The 16182-nt window shown below is 63.6% G+C and carries 14 protein-coding genes and 1 tRNA gene; 7 read left to right on the forward strand and 8 right to left on the reverse strand.

Going from position 1 to position 16182, the window contains the following annotated elements; translation table 11 throughout:
- Positions 1 to 10: 10 nt before the first annotated feature.
- The 5 genes from araD to AC1DX4_RS00780 all read right to left on the reverse strand — a co-directional run bounded on the left by araD (position 11) and on the right by AC1DX4_RS00780 (position 6090).
- The gene (gene araD / locus AC1DX4_RS00760; protein WP_477218505.1) at positions 11 to 1723 is read right to left on the reverse strand and encodes an L-arabinonate dehydratase; all 1713 of its coding nucleotides are present in this window, start codon (positions 1721 to 1723) and stop codon (positions 11 to 13) included.
- A gap of 15 nt (positions 1724 to 1738) precedes the next feature.
- Complete coding sequence (locus tag AC1DX4_RS00765; RefSeq protein WP_477218506.1) at positions 1739 to 2518, reverse strand: SDR family oxidoreductase; 780 nt, start codon at positions 2516 to 2518, stop codon at positions 1739 to 1741.
- A 25-nt stretch (positions 2519 to 2543) separates the two neighbouring features.
- Positions 2544 to 3494, reverse strand: a complete 951-nt coding sequence (araH, locus tag AC1DX4_RS00770; protein ID WP_477218507.1) for an L-arabinose ABC transporter permease AraH — start codon at positions 3492 to 3494, stop codon at positions 2544 to 2546.
- Between the two features lie 10 nt (positions 3495 to 3504).
- Positions 3505 to 5016: an L-arabinose ABC transporter ATP-binding protein AraG gene (araG, locus tag AC1DX4_RS00775; RefSeq protein WP_477218508.1), complete on the reverse strand. Its 1512-nt coding sequence runs from the start codon at positions 5014 to 5016 to the stop codon at positions 3505 to 3507.
- An 84-nt stretch (positions 5017 to 5100) separates the two neighbouring features.
- Positions 5101 to 6090, reverse strand: a complete 990-nt coding sequence (locus tag AC1DX4_RS00780; protein ID WP_477218509.1) for an arabinose ABC transporter substrate-binding protein — start codon at positions 6088 to 6090, stop codon at positions 5101 to 5103.
- Between the two features lie 257 nt (positions 6091 to 6347).
- Between AC1DX4_RS00780 and AC1DX4_RS00785 the strand changes: the two genes are divergently transcribed.
- A complete protein-coding gene (locus tag AC1DX4_RS00785) occupies positions 6348 to 7037 on the forward strand; it encodes a FadR/GntR family transcriptional regulator (RefSeq protein ID WP_477219089.1) in 690 nt (229 codons plus the stop codon).
- A gap of 7 nt (positions 7038 to 7044) precedes the next feature.
- On the forward strand, positions 7045 to 8193 hold the full coding sequence (gene dgoD / locus AC1DX4_RS00790; protein WP_477218510.1) for a galactonate dehydratase: 1149 nt from the start codon (positions 7045 to 7047) through the stop codon (positions 8191 to 8193).
- 9 nt (positions 8194 to 8202) lie between these two features.
- On the opposite strand, the gene AC1DX4_RS00795 is transcribed toward dgoD, so the two are convergent.
- Positions 8203 to 9213, reverse strand: coding sequence for an ATP-grasp fold amidoligase family protein (locus AC1DX4_RS00795; protein WP_477219090.1), 1011 nt, complete (start codon positions 9211 to 9213; stop codon positions 8203 to 8205).
- Between the two features lie 258 nt (positions 9214 to 9471).
- On the opposite strand from AC1DX4_RS00795, the gene AC1DX4_RS00800 reads away from it, so the two are divergent.
- The 4 genes from AC1DX4_RS00800 to AC1DX4_RS00815 all read left to right on the forward strand — a co-directional run bounded on the left by AC1DX4_RS00800 (position 9472) and on the right by AC1DX4_RS00815 (position 13802).
- Positions 9472 to 10578 (forward strand): ABC transporter ATP-binding protein, encoded by a 1107-nt coding sequence (locus AC1DX4_RS00800; RefSeq protein WP_477218511.1) that lies wholly within the window; start codon positions 9472 to 9474, stop codon positions 10576 to 10578.
- The gene (locus tag AC1DX4_RS00805; protein WP_477218512.1) at positions 10575 to 11804 is read left to right on the forward strand and encodes an ABC transporter permease; all 1230 of its coding nucleotides are present in this window, start codon (positions 10575 to 10577) and stop codon (positions 11802 to 11804) included. Before AC1DX4_RS00800 ends, AC1DX4_RS00805 begins: the two co-directional genes overlap by 4 nt.
- On the forward strand, positions 11801 to 12643 hold the full coding sequence (locus tag AC1DX4_RS00810; protein ID WP_477218513.1) for an ABC transporter permease: 843 nt from the start codon (positions 11801 to 11803) through the stop codon (positions 12641 to 12643). Before AC1DX4_RS00805 ends, AC1DX4_RS00810 begins: the two co-directional genes overlap by 4 nt.
- 103 nt (positions 12644 to 12746) lie before the next feature.
- A complete protein-coding gene (locus AC1DX4_RS00815) occupies positions 12747 to 13802 on the forward strand; it encodes an ABC transporter substrate-binding protein (protein ID WP_477218514.1) in 1056 nt (351 codons plus the stop codon).
- 136 nt (positions 13803 to 13938) lie between these two features.
- On the opposite strand, the gene AC1DX4_RS00820 is transcribed toward AC1DX4_RS00815, so the two are convergent.
- A tRNA-Ala gene (locus AC1DX4_RS00820) sits at positions 13939 to 14014 on the reverse strand.
- A 172-nt stretch (positions 14015 to 14186) separates the two neighbouring features.
- Complete coding sequence (locus tag AC1DX4_RS00825) at positions 14187 to 14576, reverse strand: TIGR02300 family protein (RefSeq protein ID WP_477218515.1); 390 nt, start codon at positions 14574 to 14576, stop codon at positions 14187 to 14189.
- 206 nt (positions 14577 to 14782) lie between these two features.
- Here AC1DX4_RS00825 and aroA point away from each other — a divergent pair, with 206 nt between their 5' ends.
- Positions 14783 to 16141, forward strand: coding sequence for a 3-phosphoshikimate 1-carboxyvinyltransferase (gene aroA, locus AC1DX4_RS00830; RefSeq protein ID WP_477218516.1), 1359 nt, complete (start codon positions 14783 to 14785; stop codon positions 16139 to 16141).
- Positions 16142 to 16182: the final 41 nt, after the last annotated feature.

A 16182-nucleotide genomic window follows, 5' to 3' on the forward strand; every position in this document is an offset into this window, starting at 1 on the left:
CCGTTCGCCCTCAATGGCTTTCGCGCGGAATGGCGTGGCCGCGGCTGCCGACGAGGAAATCAAGGTCAGCGCCACGGTCTGCCTGCAGGACATGGTCGGTGTAGAGACCTTGATAGCCACCGTGCATCGCCGGCTCCGGCGCAACCCAGGACGTCCGCCGTTCCGCGAGCTCCTGCTCAGATACGTCGAGATGCAGCCTCCGCGCCTCGACGTCGAGTTCGATGATGTCGCCGCTTTTGACCAGCGCCAGCGGACCACCGACAGCTGCTTCGGGCGCGGCATGCAGCACGACCGTGCCGAAGGCGGTGCCGGACATGCGGGCGTCGGAAATGCGGATCATGTCGCGGACGCCCTGCTTCAGCAGCTTCTGCGGCAGCGCCATGTTGCCGACCTCGGCCATCCCCGGATAACCCTTCGGCCCGCAATTTTTCAGCACCATGATCGAGCGCTCGTCGATGTCGAGCGCGGGATCGTCGACGCGTGCCTTGTAGTCATCGATGTCCTCGAAGACGACGGCACGGCCACGATGTTTCATCAAGCTTGGCGAAGCGGCCGACGGCTTGATGATGGCGCCATCAGGCGCCAGATTGCCGCGCAGCACGGCGATGCCGCCATGCGGTGTCAGCGCCTTGTCGCGCGGGCGGATCACTTCCGGATTGTAGTTTTGGGCTTCGGCGATGTTGTCGCGCACGCTCTTGCCGGTCACCGTCAGCGCGTCGAGATCGAGCATGTCGGCGACCTCTTTCATCACAGCCGGGATGCCGCCGGCATAGCAAAAGTCCTCCATCAGGAAGCGACCCGACGGCATCAGGTCGAGGATGGTCGGCACGTCGCGGCCAAACTGATCCCAGTCATCCAGTGTCAGCTCTGTGCCGACACGGCCGGCGATTGCCAGCAGATGCACGACCGCATTGGTCGAGCCTCCAATCGCGCCATTGACGCGGATGGCGTTGGCAAAGGCCTGTCTCGTGAGGATAGCCGATGGGCAGAGATTCTCATTGACCATCTCGACGATGCGCCGCCCCGTCATGCGGGCGATTCGGCTGCGGCGTGCGTCGACCGCCGGATAGGCCGCATTGCCAGGCAGTGCCAGGCCGAGCGCCTCGACCATCGAGGCCATGGTCGAGGCCGTCCCCATCGTCATGCAGTGGCCCGGCGAGCGCGACATGGCGCTTTCGGCATTGGCAAAATCCTGCTCGCTCATCACGCCTGCGCGCACATCCTCCGAGAATTTCCAGACATCGGTGCCGGAGCCGATCTCGCGACCCTGGAAACGGCCGTTGAGCATCGGCCCGCCGGAGATGACGATCGACGGCAGGTCGCAGGAGGCCGCGCCCATGACCAGCGACGGCGTGGTCTTGTCGCAGCCGGCCATCAGCACGACACCGTCCATAGGGTTGCCGCGGATCGCCTCTTCGACATCCATGGAGGCCAGGTTGCGGAACAGCATCGCTGTCGGCCGAAGATTGGATTCACCGCAGGAGAACACCGGGAATTCCAGTGGCAGGCCGCCGGCCTCCAGCACGCCGGCCTTGATGTGCTCGATCAGGCCGCGGAAATGGACATGGCACGGCGTGAATTCGGAGAAGGTGTTGCAGATGCCGATCACCGGTCGGCCATCGAAGGCATCGTCGGGCAGGCCGTTGTTCTTCATCCAGCTGCGGTGGATGAAGGCATCCTTGCCCAGCCCGCCGAACCAGTGCTGCGATCGTCTCTTGGTCATGGTTTTTTCCGGCGTTCAGGCGGGATGCTGCAGCTGGCTGAGGCCGCCATCGACGACGAGAGTGGCCGCGTTCATGAACGGGCACTCGTCGGAAATCATGAAGACAGCGGCAAGCGCGATCTCGCGCACTGAGGCGATGCGGCCGCCTGGATGCAGCGCCATAGTGTTGGCGCGCGCCGCCGCCGGATCAGGAAAACTGTCCCAGTAGTCGATCGCCTTCTGCGTCTCGACATAGCCGGGCGCCAGCGCGTTCACCCGCACGCCTTGCGCCGCATATTCGAGCGCCAGCGATTTGGTCAGGCCGAGCAGCGCGTGCTTGGCAACCGGATAGGGAAAGGTGTGCGGGATGATGGTGAAGCTGTGCGTCGAGGCGATGTTGAGGATGGCACCGCCGCTGCTGGCGATCATGCCCGGCAACACCGCCTTGCTGCAGTTCCACGCACCCTTGACGTTGACGTCGAAATTGCGGTTCCACTCCTCCTCGGTCGCCTTGAGCGGCGTCGAGAACACGTTCATCCCGGCATTGTTGATCAGCGCGTTGATCGGCCCGATCTCGGCGATTGCCTGCTGGACGGCAGCATGGATCGCGGCCCCGTCGCTGATGTCGGCTGTTGCATGGCCGACATCACCCTTCGACGCGGCCAGGCCGGCAACGGTCTTGTTCAGAAGCTCACCATCCTGATCAACCAGAAACAGCCTTGCCCCTTCGGCCAGACAGGCCTCGGCGATGGCCAGCCCGATGCCTTGCGCGGCACCGGTCAGAAAGATGCGTTTGCCGGACAGACGCTCAGCCATCGCTGTCACTCCCCTGGAATACGGATCAACGGCGGCCGAGTGCCGACGAGCGCAGATTGTCGAGCAGCACGGCGAGCAGCAGGATCACGCCGCGCACGATGTACTGGTAGAAGGCCGGGATGTTGAGCAGGTTCATGGCATTTTCGGCAATGCCCATGATCAGCACGCCGACGATGACGCCCGACATGGTGGCGCGGCCGCCAGCGAGCGAGACGCCGCCGAGCACGCAGGCCGAGATGACCGAGAGCTCGAGCCCGACCGCCGCGTTGGGCTGGCCGGACGTGATGCGCGAAGCAAGCAGGATGCCGGCGATGCCGCAGACGACGCCCTGCAGCGCGAAGATCCAGATGCGCGTCCTGTCGACATTGACGCCGGCCAGCCGCGACGCTTCGGGATTGCCGCCGATGGCCAGCGTGTTCTTGCCGAAGACGGTGCGGTTGAGCACGAAGCCGAAAATGCAAAACAGGATGGCGAGCACCCAGACCGGCGTCGGGATGCCGAGCAGTTTGGAAAGCGCCAACTGGTAGAAATCCGGGCTGTTTATGCCGACAGCGCGGCCGTCGGAGGCAATCAGCGCAAACCCACGCACGATCTGCATGGTGGCTAATGTCGTGATCAGCGCGTTGATGCGGAATTTGGCGATGACGACGCCATTGATGAAGCCGACAAAGGCGCCACAGGCGATCGCGGCCAGGAGGCCGAGCAGAATCGAACCGGTATAATTCGACGCCATCACCGCGACCATGCCGGCAAAGGCGACGATCGAGCCGACCGACAGGTCGAAGTCGCGGGCGGCCAGGCAGAACATCATGGTGCAGGCGACGATGCCAACGGTGACCACCGATTGCAGCAGGCCAAGCATGTTGCGGTCGGTCAGGAAGTTCGGCACCAGGAGCGACACCAGCGCGAAGGCGACGATGAAGATGACGACGAGACCCTGTTCGCCGAGCAGGAGCTTCTTCAACTGGTCGGTCATGGCAAAATCCTCAGGATGCGATCGCGTCGGGGGTTTTCTGGTCGGGAAGGGCTGCGGCCAGGATCGCTCTTTCGGCGAACTGGTCCCGGTCAAGTTCGGCGCTGACGCGTCCGCCGCACATCACCAGGATGCGGTCGCAGATGCCCATCACCTCCGGCAGTTCGGACGAGACGACGACGATCGCCATGCCGTCTTCGGCGAGTTGGTAGAGCAGTTCGTAGATTTCGGCTTTGGCGCCGACATCGATGCCGCGCGTCGGCTCGTCGACGATGAGGACGCGTACGCCCTGCTCCGACAGCCAGCGGCCCAGGATGACCTTCTGCTGGTTGCCGCCGGAGAGGTTGATGATGTCCTGCTTGCGCGAAGGCGTGCGAACCTTGAGCTTCTTGATGAAGGTTTCCGCCGTGGCGATCTCGCTGGCGCGGTTGAGCACACCGAAGCGGGTGTGATGACGCCGCGACGAGATATTGATGTTCTCCTCGATCGAGCGACCCTGGATGATGCCGTCGTGCTTGCGGTCTTCCGAACACAGCACGATGCCGGCGCGGATCGCGTCATGGGGATCAGTGGCACGAACGATCTTGCCGTCGACGGTGATGGTGCCGCCCGAGCGCGGGTCGGCGCCGAAGACCAGCCGCATCAGCTCCGAGCGCCCGGCGCCGATCAGGCCGAAGAAACCGACGATCTCGCCCGCCCTCGCCTCGAAGCTGGCCGGCGTCTTCAACTTTGCGCCGGAGAGGCCTTCGACCTTCAGCCTGACATCGCCTGATTTGCGGGGGCGAAAACCCCAGATGTCGGAGATTTCGCGGCCGACCATTTCGGCGACGACCTGGTCGCGAGTGACGCCTTTCAGCGATGCATGGTGCGCCGCGAGCTTGCCGTCACGCAGCACGGTCAGGCTGTCGCAGAGCCGGAACACCTCGTCCAGCCGATGCGAGACATAGATGATCACCTTGCCCTCGCCGCGCAGGCGGTCGATCAGGGCAAACAGGATTTCGCTTTCGCGCGAGGACAGCGACGAGGTCGGCTCATCCAGGGCGATGACACGCGCGTCGAGCATGATCGCCTTGGCGATCTCGACCATCTGGCGTTCGCCGATGGACAGCGTCTTGACCTTGCGGCGGATGTCGATGTCGATGCCGGCCGATTTCAGCTTGGCGCCAACGTCGTCCAGCATCCGGCGGCCGGCGATGATGCCGGCGCTGGCGGGGAAGCGGCCGAGGCTGAGATTTTCGGCAACGGTGAGCTCAGGGACGAGCTGCAATTCCTGGTGAATGACGATGACGCCATTGTCAAAGGCATCCCGGGTCGATGAATAGGCCTGGACCTTGCCGTCGATGCGGATCTCGCCTTCGTCGGCATGCTGGTCGCCCGACAGGATCTTGATCAGGGTGGATTTGCCGGCGCCGTTCTCACCCATCAGGCCATGCACGGCGCCCTTGTCGACGCCGAACGAGACGTCCGACAGCGCCTTGACGCCCGGATAGGTCTTGGTGATGTGCGAGAAGTCGAGAAAGGACACCGACGTCGATCCTTCTGGTGCGGCCCTTGTTGAGCCATGACAAACAGGCGGCGGGATGAGCTGCCGCCTGTTGTACAGGGAGGATTATTCGATGCCGAGGCCCTGGCGGACCTTCTGGTAGTCGTCGCGCTTGGCCAGCGCACCGGAGGTCAAGGTCAGCTTCGCCGGTTCCTTGTTGTTGGCGACCCAGTCATACATGTTGAGCGCCGTCTCGTAGCCATGGCGCTTTGGCGAGATGATCACCGTGCCGACGAAGCCGGTGGCGGTCGGCTTCTTGAACTCGTTGATCGCCGAGTCCGCGCCGCCAATGCCGACGCCGATCACGTTTTCGGCCGGAATGCCGACGCTTTCGGAAGCGCGCACTGCGCCCAGAACCGCCTCGTCATTGAGACCGAGGGAGACCCACTTCTTGATGTCGGCATGGGCGTTGAGCACAACCGTTGCGGCATTGAGCGCAGCCTCGGTGTCGGTCTTGGCCTGCGGCGCGTCAAAAATGTTTTCGGCCTTGAAGCCGTTCGCCTTCAGCACCGAAATGGCGCCCTCGACACGGTCGACGGCGGTCGGCAGCTGGTCATAGGAGACCCGAATGGCGCCGACCTCGTCGGCCTTCCAGCCGCGTGCCTTCATTTCGTCGACGATCGCCTGGCCGACGGCCTCACCGATCTTGGTCGCCGAAATGCCCATATGCGGCACGTCTTCGAGCGCCTTGCCGTCGGCGCCGACCAGGCGGTCGTCGACGGTCATCAGCTTGAGGTTGTTGGCGGCGGCCTTGGCGACGATGCCGGGGCCAAGCTTGACGTCAGGCGTGCAGACGATGAAGCCCTGCGCGCCCTGGGCGCCGAGATTGTCGATCGCCGACATCAGCTTCTCACCGTCCTCGGCGCCGATCTTGACCAGGGTAAAACCCTTTTCCTTGGCGGCCTGGTCGGCGAACTTCCATTCGTCCTGGAACCACGGCTCCTCGGGCTGCTTGACGATGAAACCGATCTTGGTGTCCTGAGCATATGCAGCGATGGTCGTGACGGACAGCACGGCAAGTGCGCCCGCGACGAGCGCGGTCTTCAAAAGTCGCATGATTACCTCCCAGCGATGGCCGGGCGCTCAGCCCGGATGCCGGAGTCTGTATTCGCTTTTATCATACTCGTCAATTGATCTGGTATGATAATTAAGATACATGCTCTGAGCAGGGATCGCTGGCGCAAATCATTCGCATCCGGTAAGGCCGGGCCGGTTGTGCGAAATCAGCGGGTTCGCCGCCTTGGAGGAGGGCTGAGGTGACCGAAACTTCTAAGAAGGCTTCAGGAGACACGGCCACCCGCCGCCCGCGCGTCATGCCCGATGTGACCAAGGCAATCGCTTCCGACATCTTTTCCGGCCGCTATCCGGCCGGCTCCTCCTTGCCGACCGAAAACGAACTCGGCGTCGAATATGGCGTCAGTCGCACCGTCATCCGCGAGGCGCTGAAGGTGCTGGCCGCCAAGGGGCTGGTGCTGTCGCGGCCGCGCGTCGGCACCATCGTCTGCAATGAGGACGACTGGAACATCATCGATCCGCAAGTGCTGGCCTGGCACGCGCCGCATGCGCTCGACGACAAGCTGTTCGACGCCATCCTCGAAACGCGCCGCGCCATCGAGCCTCTGGTCGCCGAGCTTGCCGCCACGAGAGCGACCCTGCAGGAGATCGCCAATCTCGAAGCGGCGTGGCGTGGGATGGCCGGCGCCGGCGAGGATCTCGCCGCCTTCTCGCGCAGCGACATCGCCTTTCACCAGATCGTCTATGCCGCGAGCCACAACCCGATCTTTCGCCAGATCGGCAATCTGATCGACACCGGGCTGAAATTCTCGCTGGAGGCAACAGCGGTGATTTCACTCGACCGGCGCATGGAAGCGGTGGCGGCGCACCGTGAGGTGGTAGAGGCGCTGCGCATGCGCGATGCAGAAGCGGCACGAGGTGCTGCAAACCGGATTCTCGACCTTGCGGCGCGCGACCTCGTCAGCGCCAAGAAACTCAAGAACAACTGAGACCAGCATGAAAATCATTTCGCTCACCACCTACATCGTTCCGCCGCGCTGGCTGTTCCTGAAGATCGAGACCGATGCCGGCGTCACCGGCTGGGGCGAGCCGGTAGTGGAAGGCCGAGCGCTGACTGTCGAGGCAGCGGTCAAGGAGCTTGGCGATTATCTCATCGGCAAGGACCCTCGCCTGATCGAGGACCACTGGACGGTGATGCATCGCGGCGGCTTCTACCGCGGCGGCCCGATCCTGATGAGCGCCATCGCCGGCATCGACCAGGCGCTGTGGGACATCAAGGGCAAGGCGCTCGGTGTGCCGGTGCACGAGCTGCTCGGCGGCAAATTGCGCGACACCATCAAGGTCTATTCCTGGATCGGCGGCGACCGGCCGGCGGAAGTGGCGGCGGGCGCCAAGGAGGTGGTTTCGCGAGGCTTCCTGGCGCTCAAGATGAACGGCACCGAAGAACTACAGATCGTCGACAGCCACGACAAGATCGATGCCGCGATCGAGCGTGTCGCGATGGTGCGCGAGGCGGTCGGCCCCAATATCGGCATCGCCGTCGATTTCCACGGCCGCGTGCACCGGCCGATGGCGCGCATTCTAGTCAAGGAGCTCGAGCCCTACCGCCTGATGTTCATTGAGGAACCGGTGCTCAGCGAAAACCGCGAGGCGCTGAAGGAGATCGCCGCCCTTGGCTCGACGCCGATCGCGCTTGGCGAACGGCTTTACAGCCGCTGGGATTTCAAGTCGGTGTTCGAGCAAGGCGCGGTCGACATCATCCAGCCCGATCTGTCGCATGCCGGCGGCATCACCGAATGCCGCAAGATCGCGGCAATGGCCGAGGCCTATGACATTGCGGTCGCGCCGCACTGCCCGCTCGGACCGATCGCACTCGCCGCCTGCCTGCAGCTCGACGCCGTGAGCTACAATTGCTTCATCCAGGAGCAGAGCCTCGGCATCCACTACAACGCCGCCAACGACCTGCTCGACTACGCCGCCAACAAGGATGTCTTCCGTTACGAAGATGGCTATGTCGCCATTCCCGATGGGCCGGGACTGGGTGTCGAAATCGACGAAGAGTACGTCAAGGAGCGAGCCAAGGAAGGCCACCGCTGGCGCAACCCGATCTGGCGCCACAAGGACGGCTCCTTCGCCGAGTGGTGATGAGCGGGTTCAGCCCGGCAAACTTTGCAAAGGTACCTCTTCCACGGGAAATGGCGCTGAAGCGCCGCATTTTGCCAGAAGCGCCTCGGCGTAGAGCCTGGTGAAGCCGGTGTGGCGCCGCCGCAGGAAACCAGCGTGCTCGAGCCGCCAGTGCTGCTCGATGCCAGCCATGATGGCGGGATTGCTCCAGGTGGAATAGCCACCCGCCGTGTAGACGGTGACCTCGCCGGCAAACAGCCGCTCATTGGTGACCAGGAAATCGACGCGGACATAATCGAGATCGCCGGCAATGCGCGGGGCGATCGTGGCTGCCTGGCGAATGAGTTCGAGCAGGCGCGGCGTCACTGCGAGCGCCTGGTCCTCTCTGGGATAATCGATATCGCGGCCCGGCAACGGATTGCCGTCGGGGTCAAACAGGTGCGACATCAGGATCTTCTTGTCCTCGGCCCTGACGTGGCAGACGACACCGCTACAGACCTGAACCTTGATCTCGGTGGCGATCTCGCCGCCGGCGAGCGGCAGCAACTCCTCGACCAGTATTTCCGGCACGATCGGCCAATAGCCCCATTCGCTGTTGTAGCGTCCCTGGCGTTTGCCGAGCCACCCCCTCGCGGCTTCAATGATGGTGGTGCGATCCGGCTGGCCGTTTGAGATGACGATATTCATGTCGCAGCCATGGTTGGCCTTGACGATCACATCACCCGCAAGCAGCGCGGACGGAATTTCATCGGGATCATGGCCGCGCCACAAGGTTTTGGGCACCGGCAGATCGGGGCAGACCTTGTTGATGTAATCCTTCGCTGCAAGCTTGTCCGACAGCGTAACAAACAACGGGTTGTGGTCGATCAGCCTGCGCCAGAGCATGCACTCATTGTACCGCTGCGGCGCGGCGGGATTGGGCAGATAGCCCAGCTTCCTCGTAAAGCGCGCGACAAGCTGCGGATGCCGAAGCGTGATCGCCAGCCGCGCCAATGCCAGCACGAGCCGATGTTTTGGCGAAAGCTCGGCGTTGGCCTTCATGCTGGCCAATCGGGGTTGACGCTCCCCCAGCCATTCGAATCGCTTGATCACCGTCACGCCCTCTGCCCGAACCCTCGCGCAACTAAGCACCGCCGCTCCGCACCGACAAGTTGACGGCGCCAGCTGGTCAACAGCTTGCTATTTCAACCTGGACCGGCAACATCCGCAGCGACTTCGTTCCAGAGGGGGATCATGAACGAGCAGCCTTCGGCCCTTGCTGGCCATTTGGATGCCGGACAGCGGCCGCCCCAGGATGCCTTGGCACACCAAGCCCACGATGCCGCGCCTGCACCGATCGTCGAATTCCGCAACATCAGCAAGACCTATGATGGGCTGGCCAACGTCGTCGAAAACCTCAACCTCGACATCGGTCGCGGCGAGTTCCTGACGCTGCTTGGGCCCTCCGGCTCGGGCAAAACGACGCTGCTGATGATGCTGGCCGGGTTTGAGAGCCCGACCGGCGGTGAGTTGCTGCTCGACGGCCGGCCGCTCGACCGCGTCCCGGCTTATCGGCGCAACATGGGGATCGTGTTCCAAAGCTACGCGCTGTTTCCGCATATGAACGTGCGCCGCAACATCGGCTATCCGCTGCTGCAACGCGGCATGGCCAAGGCAGAGATCGCACGGCGGGTCGACGAGGCTCTGGGCATGATCCACCTCGACGGCTTCGGCGAACGGCTGCCGGCGCAGCTTTCCGGCGGCCAGCAGCAACGCGTGGCGCTCGCCCGCGCGCTCGTCTTCAAGCCGGAGATCGTGCTGATGGACGAGCCGCTCGGGGCGCTGGACAAGCAATTGCGCGAAGAGATGCAGATCGAGATCAAACATCTTCATGCCGCACTCGGCGTGACGGTTCTCTATGTCACGCACGACCAGTCGGAGGCCCTGACCCTGTCGGACAGGATCGCGGTGCTCGACAAAGGTGTGATCCGGCAGTTCGGCACGCCCGAGCAGATCTACGAAATGCCGAACTCCTCCTTCGTCGCCAACTTCATTGGCGAGATGAACAATTTCCCCGGCACGGTACGCGAAGACAAGGACGGGTGCATGGTCGAACTCGACTGCGGCGTCACCGTGCAAGCCATCAATGCGATCGCTGCCAGGCCCGGCATGCATGTCAACGTCGCGGTGCGGCCGGAACGGACAATTCTCAGCCAATTCGACACAGGCGGAACCGGCTCTATACCGGCAACCGTGCGCTCGACGATCTACCATGGCGATCATCTGCGCTACGAAATCGAGGTCGATGGCCGCACCGGCTTCATGGCATGGACGACGATCGCGGGGCCGGAGCGGTTTTCAGCCGGCGCACGCGTTGCACTGAGCTGGGCAGCGGGCAGTGCCCGTGTGCTGGACGCAAGACAATGACGACCACCAACGCGGCGCCGATGGCCGACCTTCGCGCCGGCCTGCGCCGTGCCGAGCGGCGGCGCCAGCTGCGCGCCTTCGCACTGGTGACTCCACTGCTTGTTTTCCTGCTGGTGATCTTCGTGCTGCCGATCGCCTCGATGCTGCTGTTTTCGGTTTGGAGCCCGGAGATGCGCACGGCACTGCCGCGAACGACCGCGGCACTGGCCGGCTGGACTGGCGACGCCCTGCCCGCGGAGACCGCCTATGCCGCGCTCGCCGACGACCTGGCTCGGGGCTATGCGGCGAAAACCGTCGCCGGAATCGCAACGCGGCTCAACCAGGAGATACCGGGCTTTCGCAGCCTGGTGATGCAGACCGCGCGCAAGGCCGAGACATTGACCCCGCCTTACCGGGCGGCCTTCGCGGCCGTCGATCCGCGCTGGGACGATCTCGCCACCTGGCGCGCCATGCGCTCGGCCTCAGCCGCATTGACGCCGCGCTATCTGCTGCAGGTGCTCGATCTCGAACGGGAATGGGATGGCAGCATCATTGGCGTGCCACCCGATCGCGCGGTCTACATCACCTATCTCACGCGCACTTTCTGGATCAGCCTCGTCGTCACGCTGCTTTGCGTCGCCATCGGCTATCCCCTGGCTTTTTACGCCGCGCATTGCCGGCCGCTCGCCAGGCGCCTGGTGCTCGCGGCGGTGCTGCTGCCATTCCTGGTTTCCGTGCTGGTGCGGACGGCCGCCTGGATCGTCATGCTGCAGAAGAACGGCATCATCAACAGCCTGCTCGTCCGGCTTGGCGTCGTCGACCAGCCGCTCCAGCTCATCTTCGACCGCTTCGGCGTCTATGTCGTCATGGTGCATGTGCTGCTGCCGTTCCTGGTGCTGCCGCTCTACAGCGTGATGAGGACGATACCGGCGCTGCATATGCGAGCCGCCAGCTCGCTTGGCGCGACGCCGCTGTCGGCTTTCCTCGGCGTCTACCTGCCGCAATCGCTGCCCGGGCTCGGCGCCGGCGCCCTGCTCGTCTTCATCCTGTCGCTCGGCTACTACACCACGCCGGTGCTGGTCGGCGGCGCCGGCGACCAGATGCTGAGCTCGCTGGTGACCGAGTTCGCGCTTGAGATCGGCAATTGGGGCATGGCGAGCGCGGTCGCGACATTGCTGCTCGTCTCGACGCTGCTCAGCTATGTCATATTCGCCAGACTGTTTCGAGCGCGCGGTCTGCCGATATGAGGACCGTCAACGCCTCGCCTGGTTTCCTGACCTGGCAGCAGCGGTTCGGCGGCATCGTGCTGCGCCTCTTGGTGTTGCTGACCTGCGCCTTCCTGGTGCTGCCGATCGTCGCCATCATCCCGATCTCGTTCAGCTCGGGCACGTTCCTCAGCTATCCGCTGCCGGGGCTGTCGCTGCGCTGGTATGAACAGGTGCTGCAACCGTTTCCATGGCTCACGGCGCTGAAGAACAGCCTGATCGTGGCCAGTGCCGCGACCATCCTCGCCACGGTGCTGGGCACCATGGCCGCCTGCGGGCTGATGCTGGCGAAGTTTCCGGGGCGTGGGATCGTGATCGCGATCTTCATGTCGCCATTGGTCGTTCCGCCGATCATCATCGCGCTCGGCGTCTACTTTCTCTATGCCCGCATCGGTATGTCAGGCACCTTCACGGGCCTGATCCTGGCGCACACCATGCTTGGCGCTCCTTTCGTGGTGGTCACCGTGATGGCCACGCTGCGCGCCTTTGACCGCCAGCTGCTGCGCGCCTCGCAGAGCTGCGGCGCGACGCCGCTGACCACCTTTCGCATGATCACCCTGCCGATCATCGCGCCGGGGGTTCTGTCTGGAGCCGTCTTTGCCTTCATCACCTCCTTCGACGAGGTCGTTGTGGCGCTGTTCGTCGCCTCGCCGGCGCAGTTCACGCTGCCGCGCCAGCTCTTTGCCGGCCTGCGCGACCAGCTCGAACCGTCGATCGTCGCGGTCGCCGCCTTGCTGGTCGTCTCCACACTGGTCTTTGTGGCGTTGTTCGAGCTGCTGCGGCGACGCGCCATGCGCGGTCTGGGGCGCACATATCCATGATCGGCTGGCGCGAATATCATCCCAAAAATCGTCACGCTGTTTCAGCCGCTATGCGCTATCAAATCCAGGGCGACTGAAGGCTTGGCAACATAGGGGGATCGGCATGAAGGGCATTATCGGGAGTGTGCTGCTGGCGGCCGTGCTCGGCATCGGCGCGCAAGGGCTGGCGCAGGCGCGCGACTTCACCGTGACGGCATGGGGCGGTGCGGTGCAGGACGCCAAGCGCAACATCTATTTCACGCCTTTCGGCATGGAGAAAGGCATCAAAGTTCTCGATGACGTCTATGAAGGTGGCTGGGCGCCGTTCAAGGCCATGCAGGACACCGGCGTCGTGCCCTGGGATGTGGTCCAGGTCGAGACCGCCGAGCTGGTGCGCGGCTGCGAGGAAGGCATTTTTGCACCGCTCGACTGGTCGAAGATCGGCGACAAGAAGGATTTCGTGCCCTACGCGGTTTCGGAATGCGGCGTCGGCACCACGGCCTGGTCGATCGTCATCGCCTACAACAAGGACAGCGTGAAGGAAGGCCCGGCGACGGTGCAGGACTTCTTCGATCTTCAGAAATGGCCGGGCAAGCGCGCCATGCGCCGGGGGCCGAAGATCAATCTCGAATTTGCCCTGATGGCCGATGGTGTGGCGCCCGCCGATGTCTACAAGGTGCTGTCGACGCCGGCAGGCATCGATCGCGCCTTCGCCAAGCTCGACACCATCAAGCCGCAGATTCAGTGGTGGAAGGCCGGCGCGCAGCCGACGCAGTGGCTGGCTTCGGGCGACGTCGCCATGGCGCTCGCCTATAATGGCCGGGTTTCCGCCGCGCTGGACGAGGGCAAGCATTTCGGCATCGTCTGGCAGAACACCCAGTATGATGTCGACGCCTGGGCCATTCCCGCCAAGTCGCCCTACATCGATCTCGCCCACCAATTCATCAAATACGCTTCCGACCCCAAGCGGCAGGCCGACTTCACCAACATCTTCGCCTACGGCACGACGATCAACGGCGCCGACAAGTTCATCAAGCCCGAGCGCATCGCCCTGCTGCCGGCCGGCGACAACCTCAAGACCGGCCTGCATATCGGCAGCGAGGAGGCCCGCGCCTTCTGGCTCGACCATCTGGAAGAGCTCAGCGAGCGCTTCAACACCTGGTCGGGGACTTCGGAATAGGCGGGAAAGCTGCCGGACACAGAAACAGCCCGAACCCGGGCTGGTTAACAGACACGCCGCGCCGCCGTTACGTCAGCCTTGGTTCCAAGCCGACTTCGTAGCGGCGCTTGACGTTGCAAAACGGAAGAGGACTGTTTGGTGGAGCCAATCGGGATCGAACCGACGACCTCTTGAATGCCATTCAAGCGCTCTCCCAACTGAGCTATGGCCCCACTTCCGGCAGTCAGCCGGCGCCGTTTCCGGCGAAGAGATCAGCGCGGGTTGGAACACCGCGCCGTTAGTGCAGGCGGCTTCTAACCCCGCCCTTCATCAATATCAAGCCTGAACACCGGCTTTTTATTCCAACGTTGCGAAAGCCGGCAAACGCCTTTCGCCAAAGGCCGATCAGACCTCGTCGTCGTCGTCGCCGACGCCGATCATGTCGGCAACGTCGTCGTCTTCTTCCTCTTCGTCGGCAAGGAAGGTGTCATCCTCGTCGTCGCCCAGGTCGACATCGTCCTCGTCGTCGCCGAGATCCGGCAGGTCGTCACCCTTGACGTCCTCGTCGGCCTCTTCGAGCGACACGACCTCGACGCCTTCCTCTTCCTCGCTGTCCACTTCCTTCTCGGCCACTTCCTCTTCCTCTTCGATGGCGGCGATCTTGCCTTCTTCGAAATAGGAACGCGGATAGGTCTTGTTGGTATAGGGCGAGACGATCGGATCCTTGTTCAGGTCATAGAATTTTCGGCCCGTTTCCGGGTCGATGCGTTTTGTGCCAAGTTCGTTTTTTGCCACGGCGAGCCTCGTCAATAAAAGAGTGGTCCCCTTAACCACAGTTTGCAGCGCTGTCAAAGCGAAAAGCCGGCGTCACAAAACCATGCATTGAAAGGCCTCGCGTCAAGTGACGACCATGGGGATGACCATTTCGCCCCGCCGTGATACGAGACCGCCGCAACAAATGAAAAGCGCCGGCCCGCCGGCAATCCGTCCAGGGAAATTCCATGTCTCACGCCGCCGCCTCCAAGCCGGCCACCGCCCGTAAATCGTCAGCCCTTTCCGGCACGGCACGCGTGCCGGGCGACAAGTCGATCTCACACCGCTCCATGATGTTCGGCGGTCTCGCCTCCGGCGAAACCCGCGTCACCGGCCTGCTCGAAGGCGAGGACGTGATGCGCACGGCTGCCGCCATGAAGGCGATGGGCGCGCATATAGAGAAGCGCGGCACCGAGTGGGTCATCCGCGGCACTGGCAATGGCGCCCTGCTGCAGCCGGAAGGTCCGCTCGACTTCGGCAATGCCGGCACCGGCTCGCGCCTCACCATGGGGCTGGTCGGCACCTACGACATGGAAACCACCTTCATCGGCGACGCCTCGCTGTCGGGCCGGCCGATGGGCCGCGTACTCGAACCCTTGCGCCAGATGGGCGTGCAGGTGCTGAAGGCGACGCCCGGCGACCGCATGCCGATCACGCTGCACGGCCCCAAGCACGCCGCCCCGATCACCTACCGCGTGCCGATGGCCTCGGCACAGGTGAAGTCGGCGGTGCTGCTCGCCGGCCTCAACACGCCGGGAATCACCACCGTCATCGAGCCGGTGATGACACGCGACCATACAGAAAAGATGCTGAAAGGCTTCGGCGCCAACCTGTCGGTCGAGACCGACGAGCGCGGCGTGCGCCACATCTTCATCGAGGGCCAGGGCAAACTCACCGGCCAGACGATCGCCGTGCCGGGCGACCCGTCCTCGGCCGGCTTCCCGCTGGTCGCCGCGCTGATCGTGCCGGGTTCCGACATTGTCATCGAAAATGTGCTGATGAACCCGACCCGCACCGGGCTGCTTCTGACGTTGCAGGAAATGGGCGGCCAGATCGACATCTTGAACCCGCGCAATGCCGGCGGCGAGGATGTCGCCGACCTGCGCGTGCGTTATTCCGAGCTCAAGGGTGTCACCGTGCCGCCCGAGCGGGCGCCGTCGATGATCGACGAATACCCGGTGCTGGCCGTCGCCGCGAGCTTTGCCGAAGGCGAGACGCTGATGCAGGGGCTGGAAGAGCTGCGGGTGAAGGAATCCGACCGGCTGTCGGCCGTCGCCAACGGGCTGAAGCTCAACGGCGTCGGCTGTACAGAGGGCGAGGCATCGCTGGCCGTGCGCGGCAAGCCCGGCGGCAAGGGGCTGGGCCAGCATCCCAATGGACAGAGCACCGTCGTCCAGACCCATCTCGACCACCGCATCGCCATGAGCTTTCTGGTGATGGGACTGGCGACGGAAAAGCCGGTAACCATCGACGACGCCGCCATGATCGCAACCAGCTTTCCAGAGTTCATGGGGCTGATGACGGGGCTGGGCGCGGAGATTGAATAGCGCGGACTGATCGTCTACTTTCGATCTAGTTTATTTTTTGA

The organism is Mesorhizobium sp. P3_A8 (genome assembly GCF_056402995.1).